The sequence below is a fragment of the Nocardia camponoti genome (genome assembly GCF_014646135.1).
Lineage (GTDB): Bacteria > Actinomycetota > Actinomycetes > Mycobacteriales > Mycobacteriaceae > Nocardia > Nocardia camponoti.
Genome location: NZ_BMMW01000001.1, coordinates 847,445 through 871,928 on the forward strand (window position 1 = coordinate 847,445; position 24,484 = coordinate 871,928).

A 24,484-nucleotide genomic window follows, 5' to 3' on the forward strand; every position below is an offset into this window, starting at 1 on the left:
TAGACGCCACGCCGGAATCGCGGGGCCCCAAGCGTTTTCACGACGCTAAGCTCGCCCGGGTGAGAAGCGAGAACTATGGCGACATCTATTCTGGCCATCGCCGCAAAGCCAAAGTCGCGATCCCCGTCGTTGCCGCTGAGCGCGATCTCGTTGTCGAAGACGCCGCGACCGGATTCTGCGGCGCGGTTGTCGGCTTCGAACGCACTTACGACGGCGAGTTCGTCCGCCTCGATGACGGGCGCGGTCGGGTTCGACTGTTCGCGATGCGCGAAGCGGCGTTCCTCATCGACGGCAAGCCGGTCACGTTGACCAAGCCGACGGCCGCACCGAAAGCCGCGACGAAGTCCGCGTCGGGCTCGACGAGGGTCGAAGGACTGCGTGCTCGCGTCGCTCGGGGTAGTCGGATTTGGGTCGAAGGTGTGCATGACGCCGCGCTTGTCGAGCGGGTGTGGGGCCATGACCTGCGCGTTGAGGGTGTTGTCGTTGAGCAACTCGACGGGCTCGACCACCTCAGCCCGCGTCTCGCCGAATTCGGGCCCGGCAAGGGCGCACGGGTTGGCGTGCTGGTCGACCACCTCGTGACCGGGTCAAAAGAAACCCAGCTCACCACCGGACTCGGCCCGCATGTGCTCGTGACCGGCCACCCCTTCATCGACGTTTGGCAGGCCGTCCGGCCGTCAGCGGTCGGTATCGACGCGTGGCCCACGGTTCCGCGCGGCGAAGACTGGAAAACCGGCATCTGCGCGCGACTGGGCTGGGGCACGCCTCAGGACGGCTGGCGACGCGTCTACAACGCGGTCACCTCGTTCCGCGACTTGGAAGCTCCGCTCATCGGCGCGGTCGAACGGCTGATCGACTTCGTCACCGAAGTCGACTAGTCAACTCCCCAGACCCGCACGCCGAACACCCTTTATGCTCGATAGTTATGTGCTCCCCCAGCGCAACGCTCACCGTGTGGGCCGGCTCATGGCTGGCTGGCGCGAGCGCGCCCGACGACGTTCTAGCCGCGCTAGCCGCGTGGTCCCCGCTGCACACCATCGCCGCGGGCGACCCGACAACGGGTGCGCGCGACGACCTGCCGTGGACCGCGCACGGACACACCGCGGGCACGGGTGCCATGCCGTTGTTGAAGGTCATCCGCGAGGCGCTCGCTGAGCCGGGCGCGCAGCTGCGCCTCGTACTACCCGCGCCCGGCGACGTGCGCGGCCTGCCAATCGGCACCGCCTTCGCCGCCGACGCGATGGAAGCGGGCGAAGGGCTGCTCATCGGGGTGCCCGGCCGCGAAGGCACCGGCCTGATCCCGCAATGGGACGACCACGACACCTTGCAATGGACCGTCTACAGCGTCGTCATTCCCCCGCCCATCGGCGACGATATGACCCTCGGCGAAGCCGAATACACGATGCGCGAAGCTGTTCGCGACGCCGCTGACGCCCTCATGCAGCTCCACACCACTGGCATCGGCCCCGGCGACGCCGACCCGCGCGAGCAGATCGAAAACCAACTGGCCGCGTATTCACGGCACGCCTATCCCGACGCAATTCCCTTGCGCGCCAAGCGAATACTCGATACCGCCGACCACGTTGCGGCCATTCTCACCGTCGCCGAGCACGAGCCAGCGTCGTCGCCCACGTCGGCGAGCGCGGCTAGCGCCCACGAGTCGCTGTTGCGTCCACTGTGGAACACCATTCGCGCGGCACGCCTCGCCGCCGTTCATGCGGCGGCCGGTCAACGCTAGAACGCGTTCAGCACCGTTTCGAGCTTCGAGACGTTAAGCACCGACAACGTCGCCGCCCGCACTTCCGGGCACTGTTCGCTAGTGCGTTCGTCGACTATGCCTCGGTTGTAGGCGATAGCGGCGTTGGCGGTGAGGTCGAGCGTGGTCCACAGTCGAACCGCACCGAGGAACGCCACCCGCGCGACCGATGGGCCAATGGCCTTCCACGTGCCTTTTTGCCCGGCGAAAATGCCGCATACCTCGTTGACGGACGCCGTCGAGATCACTGGTTCGGTCGGGGCTGGCGGTTCGGTTTCGAAGCCCTTTTTCGCGCACCCGGCAAGTCCGCTCATCAGCACGACAGCCGTCAAGCTCATCGCTGCCGCTTGCCGACGGCTTTTGTCCCATCGCAGCGGAGTCGAACGCATCGGAAGTCCTCCGATCTGACGAGCCCTGACGAGCGCACCTGTCGGGAAAGCCTACTGAACGAAACCCGACAAACCGCCAATCTTTATGCGGTTGTGCTCAGCCCCGTGCGGTTTTAGCGCGTGGGACGTTGCGGGAGCGCGCAGCAGCCGGGGGCGCAGAGCGCGCCGTCGACGGTGCAGCCGTAGCGGGGCACGGCGCCCAGCGCGGCAGCCGGAGCGTCGGTGAGATGCTCGGCGATGAGGTCGACGACCATCCGCGCGAAGCGGGGGTCGGTGCCCGGGGTCGCGGTGCGAACGAACGCCATGCCAAGTTCGGCGGCGCGGGTCGCCGCTTCGTTGTCGAGGTCCCAGATCACTTCGAGGTGATCGGCGACAAATCCGATCGGGCAGACGATCACGGCGTCAATTCCCTTGCCGTGCAACACATCTAGATGGTCGACGATGTCGGGCTCAAGCCACGGGATCTGCGGCGGACCCGACCGTGACTGCCACACCACGTCAAAGTCAGCGAAACCTGCTGCGGCAGCGGCCAATCGGGCTGCCTCGTTGACCTGCCTGCTGTAAAGGCGACCCCCATCGGCGGGCGGTCCCGCTGATCGGTCGGCGGATTCCGGAATCGAATGCGCGGTGAAAACCAGCCGCGCGCCTTCGCGTTTGTCAGCCGGAAGTTGTTGCGCCGCAGCGGTTATCGCATCCGCGAACGCGGCGATGAAAAGCGGGTGGTCGAAGTACTGTCGCAGCTTCGTCAGCGTCGGCGCACCTTCGCCTACTGCCGCGCGAGCACGCGCGATGTCCTCGTCGTACTGTCGGCATCCCGAGTACCCGCCCCACGCCGATGTCGGGAAAACCAGCGCGGAGTCGATGCCGTCGGCGGTCATCCGCGCGACGGTGTCTTCGACCATTGGATGCCAGTTCCGGTTGCCGAAATACACCGGCAGGTCCCGCCCCGACGCGGCAAGCTCGGCTTCGATCGCGGTGATCAGCTCGCGGTTGAGCGCGTTGATCGGCGAAACCCCACCAAAATGCAGGTAATGCTGGGCGACCTCAGCCAGCCGTTCCGGCGGTACACCTCGGCCCCGAGTGACGTTTTCCAGGAACGGAAGCACGTCATCGGGGCCTTCGGGGCCGCCAAACGACAGCAGCAGCAGCGCTTGCGGCATTAGTTCGCGACGAAGTCCTCGGGGAACCACATGTTGTGGCTGGCCCCACCGTCGACGTAGATGATCGAGCCGGTGGTGGCGGGCAGCCAGTCCGACAGCAGCGCGACGATCGACTTGCCGACAGCGCGAGCGTCGTTGCCGTCCCAGCCGATCGGCGAAGCGCCATCCCAGTAGTTGTCGAGCGCCTTGAGCTGCTTGGCGTCGTCGGTCGCGGTGCCAGCGATGGCCTTGGCCGCGAGGGTCTTGATCGGGCCGGCGGCGATGAGGTTCGAGCGAACTCGCTTGGCAGCGCCCACTTCTCGCGCAACGTAGCGGTTCACCGATTCAAGCGCGGCCTTGGAAACGCCCATCCAGTTGTAGTACGGCATCGCGACGCGCGGATCGAAATCCATGCCGACGAGCGAGCCGCCCTCGTTCATCACCGGCAGCACCGCGCGCGCGAGCGACGCGTAGCTCCACGCCGAAATCTCGAACGACTTCGCGACGTCGGGGCCGGGGCCTTCGAGGAACGGAAGGGCTTCGGGGCCCATCAGCGTGCGCGGCGCGAACGCGATCGAGTGCAGCGCGCCGTCGATGCCCTCGGGGGCAAGCTCGCGCAGCTTCTCGGTGAGCGCGGCCAGATCCTCTTCGTTGGTGACGTCGAGGCCGATCGCGGGCGGCACCTCCTGCGGCAGGCGCTTGGCGATGCGGTCAATGAGCCGCAAGCGCTCCGGGATACCGGTGATGATCACGCGCGCGCCCTGTTCCTGGGCAATCGCCGCCGCGTGGAACGCGATCGACGAATCGGTGATGATGCCGGTGATCAGGATGGTCTTGCCTTCGAGCAGTCCGCCCATGAGTTTTCGGTTCTCCCTGAGATCAAGTTTGTGGTGCCGCCACTGTGTCGGTGGCGGCGGCCCAGCCGTTAGCGCTGCGCTAGCGGATCAGTGGCCCATGCCCATGCCGCCGTCGACGGGGATGACCGCGCCGGTGACGTAACGGGAGTCTTCGGAAGCCAGGAAGCTGATGACCGCGGCGACATCCTCAGCCTGGCCGAGACGGCCGAGCGGAATGAACTTCTTCGCCGTTTCCTTGAGGTCTTCGGGCAGCTCAGCGGTCATATCGGTTTCAATGAAACCGGGCGCGACGACGTTGGCGGTGATGCTGCGGCTACCCAGTTCGCGGGTGATCGAGCGGGCCATACCGATGACGCCGGCCTTGGACGACGCGTAGTTGATCTGGCCGGGACCGCCGCCGAGACCGACGACCGAACCGAGGAAGATCATGCGACCCCAACGGGCGCGCAGCATCGCGCGGTTGGCGCGCTTCGCGACGCGGAACGCGCCGGTGAGGTTGGCGTCGATGACACGCTCGAACTGCTCTTCGGTCATGCGCATGAGCAGCGTGTCGTCGGTGATGCCCGCGTTCGCGACAAGCACCTCGACCGGGCCCTGATGCTCTTCGACCTCGGTGAACGCCCGATCGACCGAATCCGAGTCGGTGACATCGCACTTCACGGCGAACAGACCTTCGGGCGCACCCGAACCACGATGGGTGACAGCGACCTTGTGGCCGTCGGCAAGCAGGCGCTGCGCGACCGCGAGACCGATACCGCGATTACCGCCGGTGACCAGGACCGACCGGGATGTGACGTTCGACATACGGGACAACCTATCTGGTGACGATGATGCGTTGGGCGTCAGGGTCTACCGCTTGGGCGGACTCACAACGCGACGCTAGCTAGGGCAGGCGTTGACGATAGAGCAAGCTGATGGTGACGCCACCGGCGATCAGGAGGATGCCAAGCAGCAGCCACGGCCTACTCGCGTCGCCGCGGGTGGTTTCATAGCCGATTTGCTCTTCGAGGGTGTCATAGACGGCACGCAGCTCGGCGAGCGAGGACGCGGTGTAGAACTCGCCGCCGGACAGGTCGGCGATCTTGCGCAACGACGTGTTGTCGACGGGCACCTTGACCCGCTGCGACCCCTTGCCGTCGGCGTCGGGGATTTCGACGGTGCCCCATTCGGTGCCGAAGGAAATCGTTGAGACCGGGATGTTCTTGTTTTTCGCGAGCGCGGCGGCGGTGAAGCCGTGGCGCGGGTTCGATGTGTCTTTGTCGTCGGGGACGGTCTGTTTACCGTCCGACATCAGCACGATGCGGGCAGGCGGCGGGGTTTCGCCACCGCCGAGCACGGCACCGAGATTGTCGATCGACTGCATCGCGGTAAGGATGCCCTCGCCGGTCGCGGTGCGTTCGGCGAGCTTGATGTTGTCGATGGCGTGCTTGACCGCTTCACGGTTGGTTGTTGGTGACACCATCACCGACGCGGTGCCCGCGAACGTGACGAAACCCAGGTTGATGCCCGGGGTCAGCCCGTCGACGAATTCCTTGCCCGCGCGTTGCGCGACTTCCAGCCGCGACGGTTCGACGTCGGTCGCCTCCATCGACAGCGACACGTCCATGACGAGCACGACCGTCGCGCGGTTGCGTGGAATCTTTTGCACCGCGGTCGGTCCCGCGATGGCGACAGTCAGCGCGACAAGCCCGACGAGGATCAACGCGATCGGCGCGTGGCGCATGATGCTCGCCCGCGTCGGCGCGACCTTCTCAAGCACGGCCATATTGCCGAAGCTGAGCATGCGCTTATGCCGGGCGCGCTGCACCAGGATGTAGCCGCCGAGCAGCGCCAACACAACGAGCAGGAAGGCGAGCCAGGGGCCGTGCGCGAAATGGGAGATCGAAATACTCACTGACGAACTGCCCGCCCACTCGGGGCGCCGAGGCCGTGGCGCCTGGTTGATACGAATCGGACCACGTCAGCGATCCAATCTCGGTCCGTCGACAACGTCATCACCGGTGCGCCGCAGCCACGCAGGGCTTGCGCCACTTGCGCGCGTTGGGCTTGCGCGGCGGCGGCGAAGTCGGCGCGCAGGGTGGGGGTGACGCTGAACTCGCGGGTGCGGCCCGTTTCTGGATCGTGCAGCACCACGTCGCCGCCACCGGGCAGCGCGAGGTCGAGCGGATCGAGGATTTCGACGGCGAGCAGGTCGTGACGCGCGGAGATCGCGCGCAGCGACCGCTGCCAGTCGACATCGCCGAGGAAGTCCGAAATGACAACGGCGAGACCACGTTTGCGTTGCGGACGCCGCAGCGATTCGATGCCCGCCTTGAGGTCGCCACGCACACCGTCACGGGCGTGCGGGGTGGTCGCGATGGTGCGCAACAGGCTCTGCGCGTGCATCCGACCAGCGCGCGCGGGAATGCGAACGAGGTCTTGGCCGGTCGCGACGACGGCACCAATGCGGTTGCCGCCACCGGACGTGAGATGCGTGATGGCCGCCGCTGCAGCAATCGCCAAGTCGCGCTTGTGAATTCGGCCAGTGCCGAAATCCAAGCTCGACGACAAGTCGACGACGAGCCACGTTTCCAGCTCGCGGTCGGCGATCATCTGCCGGACGTGCGGATGCGTGGTGCGCGCCGTGACCGACCAATCCATTTGCCGCACATCGTCGCCCGGCTGATACAACCGCGCCTCACCCGGTTCCGACCCCGGTCCCGGGATCAGCCCCTGATGATCGCCGTGCAGCACGCCGTCGAGGCGGCGACGCACGGTGAGTTCGAGCGTCTTGAGCGCGGCGGTGAGCTTCGGATCAGTGAGCTCGCCAGCCTGAAACGACGGCGGACCACTCGACGAAATCGACCGCCGGGCAACGGGTTCGGGCGAACTCACTGGGTCGCGACGTTGCCGACGGGCTGGGCCTGGCCGTTCGCCGAATGGGGAACGGGCTGCGGAACAGCGGGCGGCTGCGGAACGGGATGCTGCGGCTGACCTTGCTGAACCGCCTGCGGGGCGACCTGCGGGAGGCCAACGGTTTGCAGGACGCGCTTGATGACGTCTTCGGGCGAAACCTCGTCGGCGAGTGCGTCATAGGACAGCACGAGACGGTGCCGCAGCACGTCGGGGATCACCTCGACGACATCTTGCGGGACAACGTAATCGCGCCCACGAATCAGCGCGACCGAACGGGCAGCGGCGATGATGCCCAGGCTCGCGCGCGGCGACGCACCGTAGGAAATCCAGCTCGCCACATCCGGCATGCCGAATTCGAGCGGAGTGCGGGTGGCCGAGATGACGCGAACGACGTAGTCGACGAGCGCGTGATGCACGAAGACGTTCGCGGCGACCTTCTGCAGTCGAATGATGTCTTTCGGCGTGAGCACCTGGTTCGGCTCGGGCGCGCTGACGCCCATCCGGTAGATGATCTCGCGTTCTTCCTCGATCGACGGGTAGTCGACGACCACCTTGAACAGGAAGCGGTCGCGCTGCGCCTCGGGCAGCGGGTAAACGCCTTCGCTCTCGATCGGGTTCTGGGTCGCCATGACCAGGAACGGATCGGGCATCGGGTAGGTCTTGCCGCCGATCGACAGCTTGCGTTCAGCCATCACCTCAAGCAGCGCCGACTGCACCTTCGCGGGTGCGCGGTTGATCTCGTCGGCGAGGACGAAGTTCGCGACAACCGGGCCAAGCTCGGTGTCGAATTCCTCGCGGCCCTGCCGGTAAATACGGGTACCGATGAGGTCGGTCGGCACGAGGTCGGGCGTGAACTGCACGCGCGAGAACGAACCACCGACGACCTTCGCGAACGTCTCAACCGCAAGCGTCTTCGCGACACCGGGAACGCCTTCGAGCAACACGTGACCACGGGCGAGCACGCCGATGAGCAGGCGCTCAACGAGACGATCCTGTCCGACGATTACCCGTTTGACCTCGTAAATCGCCTTCTCGAGAGTCGCGACGTCACGCTCAAGGGTGTTCGGCGCACCTGTACCAGCATCTTTCGCCAGCTTCGGCCCGCTCACACCTTCCGTCGAAGTCACCAACATCCCCGCTTTCGCTTTGGTCCTGTGCGTGCCGTGCCAACTATTCCAGGTAATCGCCAAACGTGCCGCAACCGGCCACTACTAGAGCCGAATTCGCTGACATCGCTTTGCTCGTTTTCGGCGGGCTAGACGCTCGCTACCAGTGTCAATACCGGGATTTCGCGTGCTGCGGGGCTAGCCTGGTCCCTCCGCGACCTGAGGGGGAATTTCGGGCGCGGCTTTTTCAGGTGCACGTTCGGTGCTGTCGGCGAAAGTGGTGGGTGATGTCGGTGTCGGATTCCGCGGCGCGTCCGGAAATTCAGCTCGCGAGTGGGGTGGTGCGCGGGGTCCGGCAACGCGGAATCGCGTCTTTTGTCGGGATTCCTTATGCGGTAGCGCCGCGGTTTGGGGAGCCGGAAGGGGTTTTGGTGGTGGGCGGGGTCGGCGGGGTGCGCGGAGGTTCGCCGGGTGATCGCACGGCGGGCGACTCGGGTGCGGGTGCGGGGACTATCGGCCCTACGACCGGGCTGCGTGGGGATTCTGCTAGGGGTGGCGGCGGCGAACGGAGCGGGGCGGACCGGGCGACCGAGGAGGTGCTCACCGTTGACGTGTTCACGCCCGCTGGCGTCGATGGGTTGCATGCGCGGTGGCCGGTCCTCGTGTGGTTGCTTGGCGACTCGGCGGGGGCATGGCCGCGATCGTGGTTTGACGGGTCGAGTTTCGCGCGGTCGGGGGTGGTGACCGTCGTCGTGTCGTCACGTGGCGGATTCGCTGGGTTCGGGATGATCGATGGATTTCCGCTCAATCGCGGGTTGCTCGATCAGCTCGCGGCGTTGCGCTGGGTGCGCGACAACATCGCCGCGTTCGGCGGCGATCCCGACCGGGTCACCGTCGCTGGGCAGGGTGTGGGCGGCGGATGTGTGGTCGCGCTGCTGGCGACGCCTGCCGCGCGCGGGCTGTTTGGGGCGGCGATCGCGCAGTCGGCCGAAATTAGTCGAATGAGCGTGGATCAAGCGGCCGCGACGACGCACGCGTTGGGCGCGATGCTCGGCGTTCGCGAGCCGAGCGGCTGGCTTGACGTTGACGACGCCGCGATCGCCGCGCACGTGCCCGCGCTCACTGAGCGTGCGCTGTGCTCGGCGCTACCGACGTCGGCGGACGCGCTGCTTGACCGCGTTGTTGACCCGTTTGCCGACCTGCTTGGTCGCCCGTTCGCGCCGGTTGTCGACGGAACGGCTTTTCTGTCAGCCGAAGAGGGCGCTGATACTCCGCTGCTAATCGGGTGCACGGCGAATGAGCGCGTGTTCGAGCGCGCCACCGATTGTGCGCCAGAGTCGGCGATGGCGGCGTTGCGCGCGCATGGGGTGGGCCGGACGTGCATCACCCAATTCCTCGGTGTTGGCCCGGTTTTGGGGGCGCGTCGGCTGACGAGTCAGCTGCATGCGACCGCTGTTTTCCGTAGACCTGCCGTACAGGTGGTGAATGCCCGCCGGGCTGCGGGTCGTGGCGATGCGACCTGGATGTATGACTACCGCAACCGCTCCCCCGTCGACAATGCCGCCGCCCACGGCGCGGAAGTCCCTTATGTGTGGAATGCGTTATCGAATGTGGCCGCGCGGTTAGGCGAGCACCCGCCCGTCGAATTGGCGGCACGAATGCACCGAGATTGGGTCCGTTTTTGCACCGATTTCCGCTGCGATTGGCCAACTGGCACGGGCGCGATGATTTATAACCGCACAAGCACTTTCGATAACACCGCTTACCGATTGGAATGGGAATTGGCCGAATTCGGCGCGACAGTGCGCGCCGCGGCAGCGCGTCCGAAGTTGGCAGCGAAACCGCGCGAGGTCCGCTTCGGTTGGGCGGCGGTCCGCGCGGAACGCGAGGCAGCGGCGGGCGTTTTACGTCAGCGCTGACCCCGGGCGCTCCGTTCACGCGAGGGCTAGCGGTTCCCTTCGCCGCGCACTTGCCCTGATCACGGGCCGATTTTTCGCTGACGGCGGGTGCGGTACTCGGTCCTCGCCGCGTTGGCTTGCGGTGCGCTGCTTGTCGGTGGTGCGACAGCGAACGCCGCGCCTCGGCCCGATCCGTGGGTGCAGGGGCAGATCGACGCGCAGACCGAGAATGTGCCCGGCTTCTTGCGCTCGATCGAACTCGCGGGCGTTGACCGGGGTGGGATTTCCGATGCGGACCTCGCCATTAAGGGGCGCACAGTTTGCTATCAGATTTACGCCGGAAAGGGCGACGTGAGCGGTGCCGCCCTGCCCAATACGCGGCGCGACGATTATCACTCACTGGAGGTAGTCGCGGGCGCGAGCATTAAATACTTATGCCCGCCCGCAGCGGCATTCGCGGGGTCGCTGGCCGACAAGGCGCCATAACTTAGCCCTGCGTTGGCCCGGCAAACCGCACGGTCCCGCACGGCGCCTCAATCGAAAATTGCGGTTGACCGTCGGCGGTGTGCGTGAGCCGGGTGGTCTTCAAGCGGTGCTGTTCAGCGATCGTGTGTGCCGTTGATGGGGTGATCAGCTCTTGTGCGGCGTTGAACAGCCCCGCACCGCCGCCTCCCCCGCCCGTCTTGCGCCAGTGAACCCAGCCGCGTTTCTCGGCCCACACCCCCGCACGGTCGACCATTACGAAAAACCCAACCACGGCGGCCATTCCGATAACAAAGCCCATCAGTCATGCGTACCGCCCACGCGCGGCGACCGCAACGAATACCCTTGCCTGCAGGCCTCCAGATGTGTAGATACAATCTACGTAGATCCAATCTACCCAGCGCGAGGAGATCGCGATGACATCGTTCGTTGGACGTGGAACCGAGCTCGCGGTCTTGCGGAAGCGGCTGGATCGTGCGGCGGCATCCGGCAGCGGCGCGGCGTTGGCTATCCGCGGACGGCGCCAGGTCGGCAAATCGCGGCTCGTCCAAGAGTTCTGCGATCGCGCGGATGTGCCGTATGTCTATTTCACCGCGAATAAAGGCGCGTCTCCGGTCGAATCCATCGCGATGTTTCTCGCTGACTTGCGGGACTCCTCCTTGGCGCGAAATCCCGCGTCCATCCCCGATCACGCCGCGAACTGGGTCGATGCGTTCCGCATCCTTGCTGGCCAACTTCCACAGCAACCGAGCATCGTTGTCCTAGACGAGGTGCCGTGGCTGTCGGAACAAGACAGCATGTTCGACGGTGCGCTGCAAAACGCCTGGGATCGCCTACTTTCGCAGTCACCGACGTTGTTGCTTTTGCTCGGCAGCGATATTCACATGATGGAGCGGATGACGGCCTACGACCGCCCGTTTTTCGGGCGTGCGGACAACCTCGCCCTTGGCCCGCTGAATCCCGCCGAAGTTGGTGCCGCCCTTGACCTTTCGCCTGCGGATGCGATCGATGCCCACCTGATCAGTGGGGGGCTGCCCGGCGTCTTGCGTGGTTGGCCATCGGCGATGCCACCCATGGAGTTTGTCAAACGCGAATGCGCGGACCCCGCGGCAGCGATTTTCAGCATTCCCGAGTCGTCACTTCTCGCTGAGTTTCCGTCACCCGACCATTCACGACGCGTTTTGGAGGCTATCGGCGGCGGCGATCGCACTCACGCCACCATCGCGGCCGCGGCAGGCAGCCGTGAAGGGGACGTTCCCTCGGGCACACTCTCACCAGTCTTGCGGCGACTCACCGAGGACAAACGCATTCTCGCGTTGGACACGCCCCTGTCTACTGTCGCGGGCAAACCCGGTTTGTACCGGGTAAGCGATTCGAGTTTGCGCCTGTATCTCGCGGTTGGCCGATCAGCGCAGGATCTCGTGAGCCGCGGCCGTTCAGACATGGCCCTGCGCCTATTTCAACGCCGTTGGTCCACCTGGCGCGGTCGGGCCGTCGAACCGCTTATCCGCGAGTCCGTCGAGCTTGCCGCACTGGGCGGCGAACTGCCGTGGCCTGATGTCGAAGCCGTTGGCGCATGGTGGAATCGACGATTCGACCCCGAAGTCGACCTCGTTGGCGCGGACCGCTCTCCTGTCGCGAAGAACGTCTTTTTTACCGGCTCCATTAAGTGGTTAGACACCCCGTTCGACGCGCACGACGCCGCAGCCGCGACCCGTGGCGGCGCGGAGGTCCCCGGCGCGGACTCGGCAGGATTGATGGTGGTTAGCCGATCGGGAATTTCCCGTGACGTAGATCTGGGTTCCAACGCGGTGGTCTGGACGGCAGACGAGGTCGTCGACTCTTGGCGATAGCGCAGTCGCACCCGAATCCTTCTACTCGGATGTGGCGACCAATTCCGTTCCATCCCAAGTAAATCTGACCTTCACCGTCGAGACCGGGCGACCACAGCCAAGCCGGTGGTGCAGGACGTGCCACAACGGGGAAAGTTCCGGCGAAAGCGCGCTCACATCCACCTTCGACATGCGGCAACCTTAGCCCTGACGACCCGGAAGTCACTGGTCGATGGGCGACAATTCCGGCCCCCCCCCGCGTCGGAGTGGCAGTGGATAATTCCGTCGCGCTGTCGGTCCAATATCTTGTGCGTGCGGATTGGCGATATACGACTGGTATAACCGATGACCAGACGCTATTGTTACGACCTCAATCAAGGGGTGATCCGCTTGCGCGGGTCGATTCTATGGAGGGGTGCGGTGGGGGAAATCTTGCGGGCCGACGCGGAGGCGTTGCGCACGATGGCGGGCGCGGTGCGGGGCGAAGCGGGCAAAATCGGGAAGCCAAGTCCGGCCGAAGCCATCAGTGCGGTGGCGGCGGGCATGCCCAATTCCGTGATTGGGGCGGCGGCCGCGGGGGCGGGTGAGCCGATCATGAGCTCGTTTCTCCGAATGGCGGCGCAGCTGAATTCGCTTGCGGACGCGGCGACGTCGAGTGCGACCAGCTACGAAGACATGGACGCCGCGTTCAAAGCTCAGCTTGAGCGCTACCTGCATCCGGGGGCATAGATGGCTGCGACGATGAGTCAGATCCGCAGTTGGTCGCCCGCCGCCGCAGCCACCGCGAGCACCGGCGTGGTTGCGGTGAACAATGAATTTCGGACGGCGATGAGCCAAGCCAGCCGGGCCGTCGACACCGCATTGGCTGGCTGGCAGGGCGACGCCGCCACCGCGACCGACCTGCGCCGACTCGAATACGAGCTGTCGGCGAACCATATTTCCGCCGCCGTCATCGACGCGGCCGACGCGCTGGCTGATGCCGCGACACTCACCACGGTGTGCACCACTATCTTGGCGATCGAAACCGAGGCCAAAGCCAAAGGCTGCGCGGTGAACGACGACGGCACCGTGACAGCCGCGGTCTCCAACACCGGAGACCTGGTGTTAGACACCGTCTTTCAGGCCAGCCTCGACAATGAGGCCGCCGGATTCCAAGCGCGCATTCAGCCACTGTTGGTCACTGCGGGAACGACCGATGAGAAGGCTGGGGCGAAGCTTTCGGCGGCCATCGCGTCGCTGGTTGGCCTCGCCCAAAATCCGCAGGGCACGCCAGCGAGTTCCAAGGTCACCGACGTCATCAACGGCAACGCCTTCCTGCCCGATGATCCGAAGGGAATGTACGAATTCTGGGAATCCCTTTCCCCATCGGATAAGGATTTACTGTTCGCCTACGACCCCAATGTCGGCAATCGCGACGGTATCCCGGCCGTCGAGAAAGACCACTACAACCGACTCAACCTGGTGAACCTGCAAACGAGCGCTCAGTCGACCTTGGACAACCTCAACGGCCAACACCCCGACTGGGCGGCAGGCCAGAATCCGCCCGTGAAAGCTTCTGCCGCAGCGGAATACGAGTTGTGGAATGAGGCGCGGACCAAGCAGCAGAACCTGCTGAATGGGTACAAGGCGGTCGATACCCAAATCAACCAGACAACGCCGCCGCGCTATTTGTTGAGCGTTGACGATGCGGGACATGGCGCGATTGCCTTGAATAACCCCGATGCGGCGAAAAACGTGGCGACGTATGTACCGGGAACGTTCGCGAGGTTGGAGGAGATTGGGGACGGGGTAGAGCGGTCACAGGCGATGCTCAATTCTGCCGAGAACGCTGGTGGGCGGGGAAATACCTCGGTCATCGCGTGGTACGGCTACGACGCACCACAATCGCTGTTTCCCCAAGCCGCGCAGGAAAGTTTCGCCGACAACGGTGCCCCCACACTTGACCGTTTTCAGGATGGACTGCGCGCCACTCACGACGGCCCCGCGTCCAACAACACAGTGGTCGGACACAGCTACGGCAGCACGGTCATCGGGCATGCCGCGAGTCACGGGAACTCGCTGGCGGTGGACAACGTGGTGTTCGTCGGGAGCCCCGGCGTCGACGTCGACCGCGCGACCGACCTGCACCTCGACGGCGTGCCTACCGATCAGAACAAGGGCCGTATCTTCGCGACGGCAGCCAGCGCGGATCCCGTTCCGCAAATCGGAGGCATCGCGCATGGTATGCCACCGTCAGAAAAATACTTTGGTGCGACAGTTTTTGAGTCGAGCAGCGGATCTGTTGCCGATTTGCCGATTATCCGCGATTTCCCGCAGGGGTCTGACGCGCACGGCAGCTATTGGGATCCAAACAATCCTGGCCTCAGGTCACAAGGTCGAATTATCGCAGGAGCGCAGTCGTGAGACCCGTCCGATCGACGCGTTGGTTCATTACTGTCATGGCGCTGACGTGCCTTATGACCGCATGTGAGAGGGGACGATCGATGGCAGAACTGACGACCTTTCAAACAGCTCAGACCCGGTCGGTGGAATATCTCACCGAAATCTTGCGGCTGATGCCGCCTGGAACCTATCTGTCGACGCGGTATCCCGGAGCCCCGACAGACAGCGGATTTGTCGCGACGACGCTGACGTGCGATGACAACGCCAGCGATTCATCCGGACCGAAGAATCTCGGGACGACGTATTGGGTGGTTGGGGTCGAGCGAGCAGAGGCCAATCGAGTGGTGAACGCTGTGGGCGACAGTTGGGAAAAGGGTGGTCTTCGGCGCGTCGATCGCCGCCCGGAGGGCGCGTTCCTCGACATTTACGCGACGACACCCGACGACTACCGCCTTGTCGTTGGGCATAACGCCCAAAACGAAGTCTCTGTGTCCGTTTCCTCGCCTTGCTTCCCACGCCCTTCCGCCGACGAGAAACCCCACCTCCCCGATCGCATTGATCACCCCTAGGACAGCACATGTCTGACTCTATTGAGGGTCGGTTCGAGCACGTCGCGCAAAGGGCACGCGTGGCTACCGACCAGATCGCGCAAGTGCGCGGCGAAGCCTATGTCGCCGGGGTGCGGATTGAGGTTGATGCGAATGGCAGGATCATCGCCCTTGAATCGAGCGATCCCGCCATCACGCAAGCGGTGCGCTTCGCGCATACTCAGGCGCTCGCTGCCGCGCAAGAACAAGTTGCCGATATACGGCGCGCACTGGCCGACGACCCGGTGATGGCTTCGGCCATGCGCAAACTCATTGAGCCAACACCTGTCACCGAGACTCCCGCGCCGCTAAAGGAGTCAACTTGGCCGCCCCCGCTTGAGAGTTGGTCGCACCCGGGTGCGGACGTGCCGAATCCTGCTGCGCACCACCACAATTCGACTCCGTCACGCCCGACGTACCAGCGCGACCAGGTAGTCGGCCCAACTGATATCGACGATGACGACGACCCGTACTACCGCCGCACTTCCTGGCTGAGGTAGCGCAGCCAGATCCTGGACGGACGATCAGTAGGCTATGAGGGAGACATTGCCCGAGAAGGATTCTCCCTAATCGCCTAGTGATCACCCGTCCAGAACGGTGAGCACGCTCTGGTGGCGGCGTTTCGCGAGAAGGGTTCGCCATCACAGCGTGGTGAGCGGTTGTCCAGGAGTTATTGGCAGGTGAAGGGTTTAGTGGGCAGCGACGATGCGGTATCGTTACCGCGCGGATCGTTGCTTGGGGAGCACAACTCACACGGGGGACATCATGCGCAAGCGTTTGACTGAACTTTGCCTGGCTGGGGCCGCGATTGCGCTGCTCGCGACCGGCTGCGGGGAAACCGGCCAGGCCGAGCCAACTGCGGCGGTTGGGGCGCTAACAACGAGCACCTCCACTGGCGCGAACGTAGCGATGTGGGATCCCTGCACGGCGCCAGCATCCGCGCTATCAGCGGCTGGATTAAACCCTGCTGTCGAAGACCGCGATGTTGCCGGCATCGCGTTTCCCGACTGGCGGGTTTGCACTTGGGTCGATAATTCCGGTACCGCCTATCGGCTGAGCTTGGCGTCGACTCCCATCACCCTTGAGCAGGCGCGCAGCCGAACGGACTACACCGATTATGTCGACCTGTCCGTAGGCGGCCTGCCGTCGTTACGCATGCAGCCACTCGCGAAAAGCAGCTCGCGACAGACCACTTGCATTATCGCCACGCAGACCGCCAACGGCGTCGTCGAGTTCATCCTCGGGCTCACGCAAGCTTCCAAAGCCACTCTCAACGCATGCACCGAAGTGCAGCGTCTCGCCGATTCCCTCATCCGTTCCGTGCCAGGAGCCTGACTGACATGATCGCGAACATCGACGCGTCCGAATGGAAGAACCTCCAGGTGCGAGCTGATGCGGGCGAGCTCGCTCTGTCTCCTGACGTTGGCAATGAATTGTCGCGCGCGTGCGACGACCACATCAAGCACCTTGAAATCTGCCTGCAGCGGATCGCAGTGATCGAGAACATCACCGGCTTCGGCGGCTTCCCCTCAGGCGCCGTCCTCGAATCCAAGTTCTCCCTCACCGCGAGCGGCGGCGAGCGCTCCCTCGAAGACACGATCAACGCGCACATCGAAGCCGCAACCACGGCCAAAGCCGTTGTCACCAAAGCGATCCAGAACTACCAAACCCTCGACGAATACTCCGCCGTTCGCATCGCCGCCGCAGGGGCCAGCAAATGACCTACGCCGAATACCAAGCGAAAATCATTGCCGCCCAAGAACAGTGGAACGCTGAGCGCAGCGGGATCTATACCGCGCAACAGGTCGGCCAGTTCTCTTCGCTCTTCGCCGGCGATACCCAACCACCAAAGATCGCCACCCCCGACGTGTTCGACAGCCTCAGCCTTGAGGAAATGCAGCAGGCCGTCCAGGCGATGAAACCCGCCACCGTCGATGCCGCCGCGCAAGTGTGGAAACAGCTCAGTACTGATCTTTCGACCAGCGTCACCGGGTTCAATGACGCGTTTAAGAAGTCGGTTGTCGCCGACAAGGGGTGGGTCGGCGCCGCCGCGACCGCGGCGGTCACTGCGGTGAATAACTATGCGACGCAATCGGCTCCGCTTTCGGCGGCGGCGCTCGCCGTCAGCCTCAAGCTCGCTGAAATGCGCACGGGCCTTGAGCAGACCCAAGCTCTCATGCCTGGGCTCACGACCCGGCCGGAACTCAAAGGCAAGTCACTTCCGGCCGACGGAGTAATGAAGACAAGCGACTACACGCGCGAGGAAGCGGAAGCCGAAGCGCGCCGGGTTCTTCGCACGGTGTACTCCCAGGTCGCAGGCCAAACCGATACCGGCGTCCCCTACATGCCGACCGCACCGAAACTCCTTGGCGCAGACGGTGATTCGAGCGGCCCGGGCGGTGGAGGCAATCCCGGCAATCCGGCAGGCGCCAACCCGAACAACACCGCCAAACCGAATACCAGCACGCCGGGCAACACCAATCCGGCAGAGACAACCAACGAAACACCAACCCCCGGCGACAGACCCAACCCCGCAGGCACCGACACGACAACACCCCAAACCACCGACTCGACGAAGCCAACCTCAACGACACCGTCGACCACGCCCACTACCAACCCGAGCAGCCCAACGAACCCGAACACTCCAGGTAGTACACCGCTGAGCACCACCCCGGGCAGCCGCTCAACAGGCGGTTCCGGGTCGCCCGGCGGCGCGAACACACCCAGGCAACAAACGCCAGGTCGCTCGATCCCTGGCGGCGCGGGACAAACCGCACGCCCAGCCGCCGCAGCGCTGGGCGCGACGAGCGGTGCCGCTGGCCGAAATGGCATGCCCGGCATGGGCGCTCCCGGTATGGGCCGCGGCGGCGGTTCCGACGACGAGTCGCGACGCGGCATTCCCGACTACCTCATCACCCAGGAAAACGGCGACCTGCTCACCGGACTTAACGACGTCCGCGCGGTTCCGCCCGTCATTGGCGGCGACTAATGCATCGTGTCCGGTTCACCGCGCTCGAATTCGACATCCTCTGGGCGGCTTACGGCACCGACCGACTCCCCTACCCGCTCCAATACCGCCCGCTCATCGACGAATGGGACGCGCTCAAACGCGAACGCGAACGAGCCGTCGAGACACTGCTCGCCAACTACGAGCCCCTCGTCGAACGCGCGCTCGTCGCCCTGCGTGCCCCCGACGCCCGCGTGGAGATCAAAGGCTTTGCCGACGTTGATGATTCGACGGTGATCCGTTTTCATGGCGCGATCCGTGACAACGTGGGCACGACGCTGCGTCAACTACCGGGCCCGGCGAGCGACATCGGCGGCGACGTGGTGATCGGCTTCGGACGCGCGGAGGAGGTGGCGAGCGAGGCGGTGAACGCGCTACCGGCGTGTCGGCCAGGTACGTTGCCGCCCATCGAGATTCGGCGTGACCGCCTCAATCGTGGCAGCGACGACGCCGAATACCACCTCGGAATGTCGTATGCGACAGAGCATCTCACCCGCGTCGTCGACCGTCCTCGCTCCAGCTTCGGTGAGGTCGCCGCCTACGCGGGCGGCGCGATCGACTCCCGCCCGACCCCATCGATCCGCACCTTCTGGTGGATGGACTACCCAGACGGCCGCTATTACGTCCGCACCGGCGACCCCATCATCGCCGAACCCCTCGACGCTGCTCGTATGACAACCGGCATCGCCCAGATGCTCAACCGCGCCCAACGTGTCCACACCGAATCCCGCACCGACTTCCCCACCAACGCCGACCCCTGGCGCGCGAGTCGATAGGCCACCGCGCTAGCCATTCCCCCTCATCGCGGCTGACCTGCGCGTTCTGTCCAGGGCCAAGGCGGCATCAGCCGTAGCGGGGCTCGCTCAGGAGCGAATCCCGTTCCCGTGCGGGGATTTCCGTTAGTTGATAATCCGCACCGCGTAAGGCATCAACCCATCCTCGCGCACGGGCGAAATCTTGACCACGTCACCCGACTCCGGCGCTTCGATCATCTGCCCGTCGCCCAGGTACAACGCAACGTGCGCGCTGCCGCCCGGCCCCCAGAACAGCATGTCCCCGCGCTGGCGCTCGTTCACGTCCACCCGCGTGCCCGCGTTGTACTGGTAGCCGCTGTAGTGCGGCAGCGAAACGCCAATGCCAGCGAACGCGAACAGCATCAGCCCCGAGCAGTCGAAGCCGATCTTGCTGAAATCGCCATGCGCATCGGCCATTCCGCCATCACGAATACCCAGCGTCGGGCCTCGTTCGTCGCCGCCACCCCACGCGTAAACCACGCCCAACTGCGACATCGCCCGGTCGACAACGGTCTCAATCGCGGCGGGACCGTTGATCCGTGGCGGCGCGGGCAGCGTGCGACGCGGCGTCGACGGCCCGCCCGCCTCCAACTCGGTGTGCGGACGCTGTCCCTGGTTGAGTTGGGCGGCGCGTTCGCGAGCTTCCCGGTCGGCAAGCGCGCGCTGCGCGGCCGCGTTCGCGGCGGCAAGCAGCGAAGCGGCCGCGGATTCGGTTTGCTCATTCCATTCGAGGAAAACTTCCCGCTGTGTTTGCAGCCCAACAACTTTCGCGCGCGCGACCGTGAGCGCCTGCTGTGCGTTCGTACGTTCGCGTTGCAGATTCGCCCGCGACGCGGCCTGGGCGTCGACCTCGGCCTTCGCCGCGGTCAGGGCCGCCGACGCGGCGTTCTTCTGCTGTTCGGCAGCCACGGCCGCCCCGTCGGCGACCGTCTTCGCTTGGCGCGCGGCCGAATTTTGATTTGCCTGTTCAATCTGGGTGCGGCGCAACTCGTCCAACGCTTGGCGCTGCGTTTTCGACACCATCGCGAGCACCTGCGCACGGTCAAGCGCGACATCGGGGCTCGACGAAGCGAGGTAGGTGACCACCGAACTCGACGACGGTCGCACATACGCCTGCGTAGCGACCTGGTCGAAATCGTGCCGGGCCTGTCCCACTTTCGCACCGGCAACGTCGAGCTGAGTTTTGGTGTCGGCGACGGCAGCAGCCGCGGCGTCGGCAGCATCGCGCGCGACCTGCAAGTCGACTAACGCACGGTTGACGGCTTCTCGCTTGAGCGCGAGCGCGTCGTCGAGTGCCCGCAACTGTTGATCGGCGGCGGCGACGCGATTGATGAGCGTGCTCACCTCGTTGACCTGGGCGGTGAGATCGGCGTTGGCCCTGCCGATTTCAGCGTCGGAGGGATTGGGTGGTGGTGTGAGCGGCTGCGCAGCAGCGGGTCCGGCGAGCAACACGCCCGCCGCCAGCAAACCAGCCGTTATCCGTAGTCGACCTAGTTGACCTCGCCTGTGAGCCCCGAGCACCGGTACCTCCGAGTGAGTCGACTCGAATTCAGCAACGGGCGCATCAGCCGATCCATCGACCACTCACGTCGACTAATGCCCCTACCACCACTGCTTTCTCACGCACAACCTCAGCAACCGTACGTCACATAGTTCCCAAAGGAAACATTCGCCACGGCATGCCGCACTGGCAATTTCATCGATTGCCAACGGTTAGCTTGATCAACGACAGGGCTGTGCCACTCGGGGCCAACCAGAATCGGGAGTTACCTAGTCGGCGGCGGGGCCGAACAACGCCATGTCCTCTTCGGGACTGCGTCGCGCCTTCACCAACGCCAGCCCCGCGATGACAAGGATCGTCAGGACGAGCAGCACGCCGGTGATCGCGCCCCACGAAAGCCCTTCGGGCTGAGCAAGTCGACCAACGAACGCTTGCGCCGCTTCCTCGGGATGATTGCCGCGATACTTAGCGACGTCTTCGGCCCACTCCAACTTCACCCGGCTGACGTTGTCGCTCGAGGTTCCGATGAAATCGTCCGACAGCACGACCACGGTGCCGCCGGTGCGCTGCTGCGTCGCCGTCGCCAGGTCGCGCAACGCCGATTCGTGCCCCGGATTGCCTTCAACAACGACAATCTCGAGCTTGATCCCAGCCTCGCGCGCATCGGCGGCGATGGTGGCAAGCTTCGCCTGATCCTTACCCTTGGGCGCGGCGACATGGTTGTCGGCGAGATCCGAGGCGATCGAGCCCAGCACGACGTTCGGCGGTAACTCAGCCGCCATCGGCGCGAAGGTGTGCAAGACGGTCATCTTCCATCCGGTCTGTCGAGCCGCGTTCGCCTAGTATCGCGACGGGGCGTCCAGCAGGGCAGGGGTGGGTCGAGAACGCACCTTACACTCATGCGCCCCCTGCCATTCTCATAGGACAAGCGTACTGTTAAGGTGCCACCGCGAGGAATCCGGCACTACACCGCCGGATTAACCTCCGAAGACGCGAGTCGCCGGCACAGCCCCGCCGGCGGCACACCCTCACCAATGAGTGGAGCTGACGTGACGAAGAGTATCGATTCCTTCGGCGCCAAAGGCACGCTTGAGGTCGGAAGCAACTCCTACGAGATCTTCCGTCTCTCGGCTGTCCCTGGCACCGAAAAGCTGCCGTACGCACTGAAGGTGCTTGCGGAGAACCTGCTGCGCACCGAAGACGGCGCCAACATCACCGCCGATCACATCCGCGAAATCGCGAACTGGGATCCCTCGGCGCAGCCGAGCGTTGAGATCCAGTTCACCCCCGCGCGCGTGATCATGCAGGACTTCACCGGCGTGCCCTGCATCGTCGACCTCGCCACCATGCGTGAGGCCGTTACCACCCTCGGTGGCGATCCGAGCAAGGTCAACCCGCTCTCGCCCGCCGACATGGTCATCGACCACTCGGTCATCCTCGACGTCTTCGGCCGCGCCGACGCCCTCGAGCGCAACGTTGAGCTTGAGTACGAGCGCAACGGCGAGCGTTACCAGTTCCTGCGTTGGGGCCAGGGCGCGTTCGACGACTTCAAGGTCGTCCCCCCGGGCATGGGCATCGTCCACCAGGTCAACATCGAGTACCTCGCGCCGACCGTCATGGTCCGCAACGGTCAGGCCTACCCCGACACCTGTGTGGGCACCGACTCGCACACCACCATGGTCAACGGCCTTGGCGTGCTCGGCTGGGGCGTTGGTGGCATCGAGGCCGAGGCCGCGATGCTCGGCCAGCCGGTCTCCATGCTGATCCCGCGCGTTGTCGGCTTCAAGCTCACCGGTGAGATCAAGCCGGGCGTCACCGCCACCGACGTGGTGCTGACCGTCACCGACATGCTGCGCAAGCACGGCGTTGTCGGCAAGTTCGTCGAGTTCTACGGCGCTGGCGTGTCCGAGGTTCCGCTCGCGAACCGCGCGACCCTGGGCAACATGAGCCCCGAATTCGGTTCCACCGCGGCGATCTTCCCGATCGACGAGGAGACCATCAACTACCTGCGCCTGACCGGCCGCACCGACGAGCAGCTCGCGCTCGTCGAGGCGTACGCCAAGGAACAGGGCATGTGGCACGACGCCGACAAAGAGCCCGCGTACTCGGAGTACCTCGAGCTCGACCTCGGCACCGTCGTGCCGTCGATCGCTGGCCCGAAGCGCCCGCAGGACCGCATCCTGCTGTCGGACTCGAAGAACGCGTTCCGTTCCGACATCGTCAACTACGTCGGCGAAGGTGAACTCACCGCGCTCGACGAGGCTGGCGAAGAGTCGTTCCCCGCTTCGGATTCGGTCGCCGTTTCCGCTGACGCCGCCGACGACACCTACACCCCGGCCCACTCGGCCGCCAAGGGTGCCAACGGTCGTCCGTCGAAGCCGGTCGAGGTTCGTTCCGAGGAGCGCGGTGACTTCGTGCTCGACCACGGCGCTGTCGTCGTCGCGGGCATCACCTCCTGCACCAACACCTCCAACCCGTCGGTCATGCTGGGCGCCGCCCTGCTCGCCCGCAACGCGGTGGAGCGTGGCCTGTCGACCAAGCCGTGGGTGAAGACCAACATGGCGCCGGGTTCGCAGGTCGTCTCGGATTACTACGAGAAGGCTGGCCTGTGGCCGTACCTCGAGAAGCTCGGCTTCTACGTGGGTGGCTACGGCTGCACCACCTGCATCGGTAACACCGGCCCGCTGCCCGAGGAGATCTCGGCCGCGATCAACGACAACGACCTTTCGGTCACCGCCGTGCTGTCGGGTAACCGCAACTTCGAGGGTCGCATCTCCCCCGACGTGAAGATGAACTACCTGGCTTCGCCGCCGCTGGTCATCGCGTACGCACTCGCGGGCACGATGGACTTCGACTTCGAGACCGACGCGCTTGGTGTTGACACCGAGGGCAACGAGGTCTTCCTGAAGGACATCTGGCCGTCCGCGCAGGAGATCGACGACACCATCAAGGCGTCGATCAGCCAGGACATGTTCCGCAACTCCTACGCCACCGTCTTCGATGGCGATGCGCGCTGGCAGGGTCTGGCGACCCCCGAGGGCGACACCTTCGAGTGGGACGACAACTCGACCTACGTTCGCAAGGCGCCGTACTTCGACGGCATGTCGATGGACCCGAGCCCGGTCACCGACATCAAGGGCGCTCGCGTGCTCGCGCTGCTCGGCGACTCGGTCACCACCGACCACATCTCGCCCGCTGGCCCGATCAAGCCCGGCACCCCGGCTGCGCAGTACCTCGACGCCCACGGTGTTGAGCGCAAGGATTACAACTCGCTCGGTTCGCGTCGTGGCAACCACGAGGTCATGATCCGTGGCACCTTCGCCAACATCCGACTGCGCAACCAGCTCCTCGACGACGTTTCGGGTGGTTACACCCGTGACTTCACCATCGAGGGTGGCCCGCAGGCGTTCATCTACGACGCCTCGCAGAACTACCAGGCCGCTGGTATCCCGCTTGTCGTGCTCGGTGGCAAGGAATACGGTTCGGGTTCCTCGCGTGACTGGGCTGCCAAGGGCACCAGCCTGCTTGGCGTCAAGGCCGTCATCACCGAGTCGTTCGAGCGTATCCACCGCTCCAACCTCATCGGTATGGGCGTTGTGCCGCTGCAGTTCCCGGCGGGCGAGTCGGCTGCTTCGCTCGGCCTGACCGGCACCGAGACCTTCGACATCGAGGGCATCACCGAACTCAACAACGGTGTGACCCCGAAGACGGTCAAGGTCACCGCCACCGCCGAAGACGGCAAGGTCACCACGTTCGACGCGGTTGTCCGCATCGACACCCCCGGTGAGGCCGACTACTACCGCAACGGCGGCATCCTCCAGTACGTGCTGCGCAACATGATCCGCGGCTAATTCCTGG

At 64.9% G+C, this 24,484-nt stretch carries 25 protein-coding genes; 14 read left to right on the plus strand and 11 right to left on the minus strand.

The features are described from left to right. Positions 1–59: 59 nt before the first annotated feature. Positions 60–878, plus strand: coding sequence for a DUF3097 domain-containing protein (locus IEX78_RS03855; RefSeq protein WP_229683689.1), 819 nt, complete (start codon positions 60–62; stop codon positions 876–878). Between the two features lie 47 nt (positions 879–925). Beyond that, the gene (locus IEX78_RS03860; RefSeq protein WP_188827323.1) at positions 926–1,738 is read left to right on the plus strand and encodes an Rv1486c family protein; all 813 of its coding nucleotides are present in this window, start codon (positions 926–928) and stop codon (positions 1,736–1,738) included. Here IEX78_RS03860 and IEX78_RS03865 read toward each other — a convergent pair. The 7 genes from IEX78_RS03865 to IEX78_RS03895 form a co-directional block, all read right to left on the minus strand. After that, a complete protein-coding gene (locus IEX78_RS03865) occupies positions 1,735–2,145 on the minus strand; it encodes a hypothetical protein (protein ID WP_188827325.1) in 411 nt (136 codons plus the stop codon). The two genes, IEX78_RS03860 and IEX78_RS03865, sit on opposite strands and share 4 nt — an antisense overlap. Before the next feature lie 113 nt (positions 2,146–2,258). Next, positions 2,259–3,305 carry a ferrochelatase gene (locus tag IEX78_RS03870; RefSeq protein WP_188827327.1) on the minus strand — a complete coding sequence of 349 codons (1,047 nt, stop codon included), beginning with the start codon at positions 3,303–3,305 and terminating at the stop codon, positions 2,259–2,261. Beyond that, entirely contained in the window at positions 3,305–4,141 is an 837-nt protein-coding gene (inhA, locus tag IEX78_RS03875) for an NADH-dependent enoyl-ACP reductase InhA (protein WP_188827329.1), read from the minus strand. The genes IEX78_RS03870 and inhA overlap by 1 nt, the downstream gene beginning before the upstream one ends. 87 nt (positions 4,142–4,228) lie before the next feature. After that, positions 4,229–4,945 (minus strand): 3-oxoacyl-ACP reductase FabG1, encoded by a 717-nt coding sequence (fabG1, locus tag IEX78_RS03880; RefSeq protein WP_188827331.1) that lies wholly within the window; start codon positions 4,943–4,945, stop codon positions 4,229–4,231. Positions 4,946–5,024: 79 nt separating this feature from the next. Beyond that, complete coding sequence (locus tag IEX78_RS03885) at positions 5,025–6,029, minus strand: VWA domain-containing protein (protein WP_188828218.1); 1,005 nt, start codon at positions 6,027–6,029, stop codon at positions 5,025–5,027. A gap of 2 nt (positions 6,030–6,031) precedes the next feature. Continuing rightward, positions 6,032–7,015: a DUF58 domain-containing protein gene (locus IEX78_RS03890; protein WP_229683690.1), complete on the minus strand. Its 984-nt coding sequence runs from the start codon at positions 7,013–7,015 to the stop codon at positions 6,032–6,034. Further along, complete coding sequence (locus tag IEX78_RS03895; protein ID WP_188827333.1) at positions 7,012–8,169, minus strand: AAA family ATPase; 1,158 nt, start codon at positions 8,167–8,169, stop codon at positions 7,012–7,014. Before IEX78_RS03895 ends, IEX78_RS03890 begins: the two co-directional genes overlap by 4 nt. A gap of 266 nt (positions 8,170–8,435) precedes the next feature. On the opposite strand from IEX78_RS03895, the gene IEX78_RS03900 reads away from it, so the two are divergent. Then, a complete protein-coding gene (locus tag IEX78_RS03900; protein WP_188827335.1) occupies positions 8,436–10,061 on the plus strand; it encodes a carboxylesterase family protein in 1,626 nt (541 codons plus the stop codon). A gap of 87 nt (positions 10,062–10,148) precedes the next feature. Further along, positions 10,149–10,526 (plus strand): DUF732 domain-containing protein, encoded by a 378-nt coding sequence (locus IEX78_RS03905; RefSeq protein WP_188827337.1) that lies wholly within the window; start codon positions 10,149–10,151, stop codon positions 10,524–10,526. Between the two features lies 1 nt (position 10,527). On the opposite strand, the gene IEX78_RS03910 is transcribed toward IEX78_RS03905, so the two are convergent. After that, positions 10,528–10,824 carry a hypothetical protein gene (locus IEX78_RS03910; protein ID WP_188827338.1) on the minus strand — a complete coding sequence of 99 codons (297 nt, stop codon included), beginning with the start codon at positions 10,822–10,824 and terminating at the stop codon, positions 10,528–10,530. Positions 10,825–10,939: 115 nt separating this feature from the next. On the opposite strand from IEX78_RS03910, the gene IEX78_RS03915 reads away from it, so the two are divergent. Next, a complete protein-coding gene (locus tag IEX78_RS03915) occupies positions 10,940–12,376 on the plus strand; it encodes an AAA family ATPase (protein ID WP_188827340.1) in 1,437 nt (478 codons plus the stop codon). 21 nt (positions 12,377–12,397) lie between these two features. On the opposite strand, the gene IEX78_RS03920 is transcribed toward IEX78_RS03915, so the two are convergent. Beyond that, positions 12,398–12,547 (minus strand): hypothetical protein, encoded by a 150-nt coding sequence (locus tag IEX78_RS03920; protein ID WP_188827341.1) that lies wholly within the window; start codon positions 12,545–12,547, stop codon positions 12,398–12,400. Positions 12,548–12,775: 228 nt separating this feature from the next. Here IEX78_RS03920 and IEX78_RS03925 point away from each other — a divergent pair, with 228 nt between their 5' ends. From IEX78_RS03925 to IEX78_RS03960, 8 genes are all read left to right on the plus strand, one after another. Further along, a complete protein-coding gene (locus tag IEX78_RS03925; protein ID WP_188827343.1) occupies positions 12,776–13,084 on the plus strand; it encodes a hypothetical protein in 309 nt (102 codons plus the stop codon). Positions 13,085–13,096: 12 nt separating this feature from the next. Beyond that, on the plus strand, positions 13,097–14,758 hold the full coding sequence (locus tag IEX78_RS03930) for an alpha/beta hydrolase (protein WP_188827345.1): 1,662 nt from the start codon (positions 13,097–13,099) through the stop codon (positions 14,756–14,758). Between the two features lie 80 nt (positions 14,759–14,838). Continuing rightward, positions 14,839–15,306, plus strand: a complete 468-nt coding sequence (locus IEX78_RS03935) for a hypothetical protein (protein WP_188827347.1) — start codon at positions 14,839–14,841, stop codon at positions 15,304–15,306. 59 nt (positions 15,307–15,365) lie between these two features. Then, entirely contained in the window at positions 15,366–15,824 is a 459-nt protein-coding gene (locus IEX78_RS03940) for a hypothetical protein (protein WP_188827348.1), read from the plus strand. 265 nt (positions 15,825–16,089) lie between these two features. Further along, entirely contained in the window at positions 16,090–16,659 is a 570-nt protein-coding gene (locus IEX78_RS03945) for a DUF3558 domain-containing protein (protein WP_188827350.1), read from the plus strand. Positions 16,660–16,664: 5 nt separating this feature from the next. Further along, complete coding sequence (locus tag IEX78_RS03950; protein WP_188827352.1) at positions 16,665–17,045, plus strand: hypothetical protein; 381 nt, start codon at positions 16,665–16,667, stop codon at positions 17,043–17,045. Continuing rightward, positions 17,042–18,313, plus strand: coding sequence for a hypothetical protein (locus IEX78_RS03955; protein ID WP_188827354.1), 1,272 nt, complete (start codon positions 17,042–17,044; stop codon positions 18,311–18,313). Before IEX78_RS03950 ends, IEX78_RS03955 begins: the two co-directional genes overlap by 4 nt. Beyond that, complete coding sequence (locus tag IEX78_RS03960; RefSeq protein WP_188827356.1) at positions 18,313–19,107, plus strand: ESX secretion-associated protein EspG; 795 nt, start codon at positions 18,313–18,315, stop codon at positions 19,105–19,107. The genes IEX78_RS03955 and IEX78_RS03960 overlap by 1 nt, the downstream gene beginning before the upstream one ends. 123 nt (positions 19,108–19,230) lie before the next feature. Here IEX78_RS03960 and IEX78_RS03965 read toward each other — a convergent pair whose 3' ends face one another. Both IEX78_RS03965 and IEX78_RS03970 read right to left on the minus strand, forming a co-directional pair. After that, a complete protein-coding gene (locus IEX78_RS03965) occupies positions 19,231–20,646 on the minus strand; it encodes an NlpC/P60 family protein (RefSeq protein ID WP_188827357.1) in 1,416 nt (471 codons plus the stop codon). A gap of 249 nt (positions 20,647–20,895) precedes the next feature. Continuing rightward, positions 20,896–21,435 carry an Rv1476 family membrane protein gene (locus tag IEX78_RS03970; RefSeq protein WP_188827359.1) on the minus strand — a complete coding sequence of 180 codons (540 nt, stop codon included), beginning with the start codon at positions 21,433–21,435 and terminating at the stop codon, positions 20,896–20,898. Positions 21,436–21,675: 240 nt separating this feature from the next. Here IEX78_RS03970 and acnA point away from each other — a divergent pair, with 240 nt between their 5' ends. After that, positions 21,676–24,477, plus strand: coding sequence for an aconitate hydratase AcnA (gene acnA / locus IEX78_RS03975; RefSeq protein WP_229683691.1), 2,802 nt, complete (start codon positions 21,676–21,678; stop codon positions 24,475–24,477). Positions 24,478–24,484: the final 7 nt, after the last annotated feature.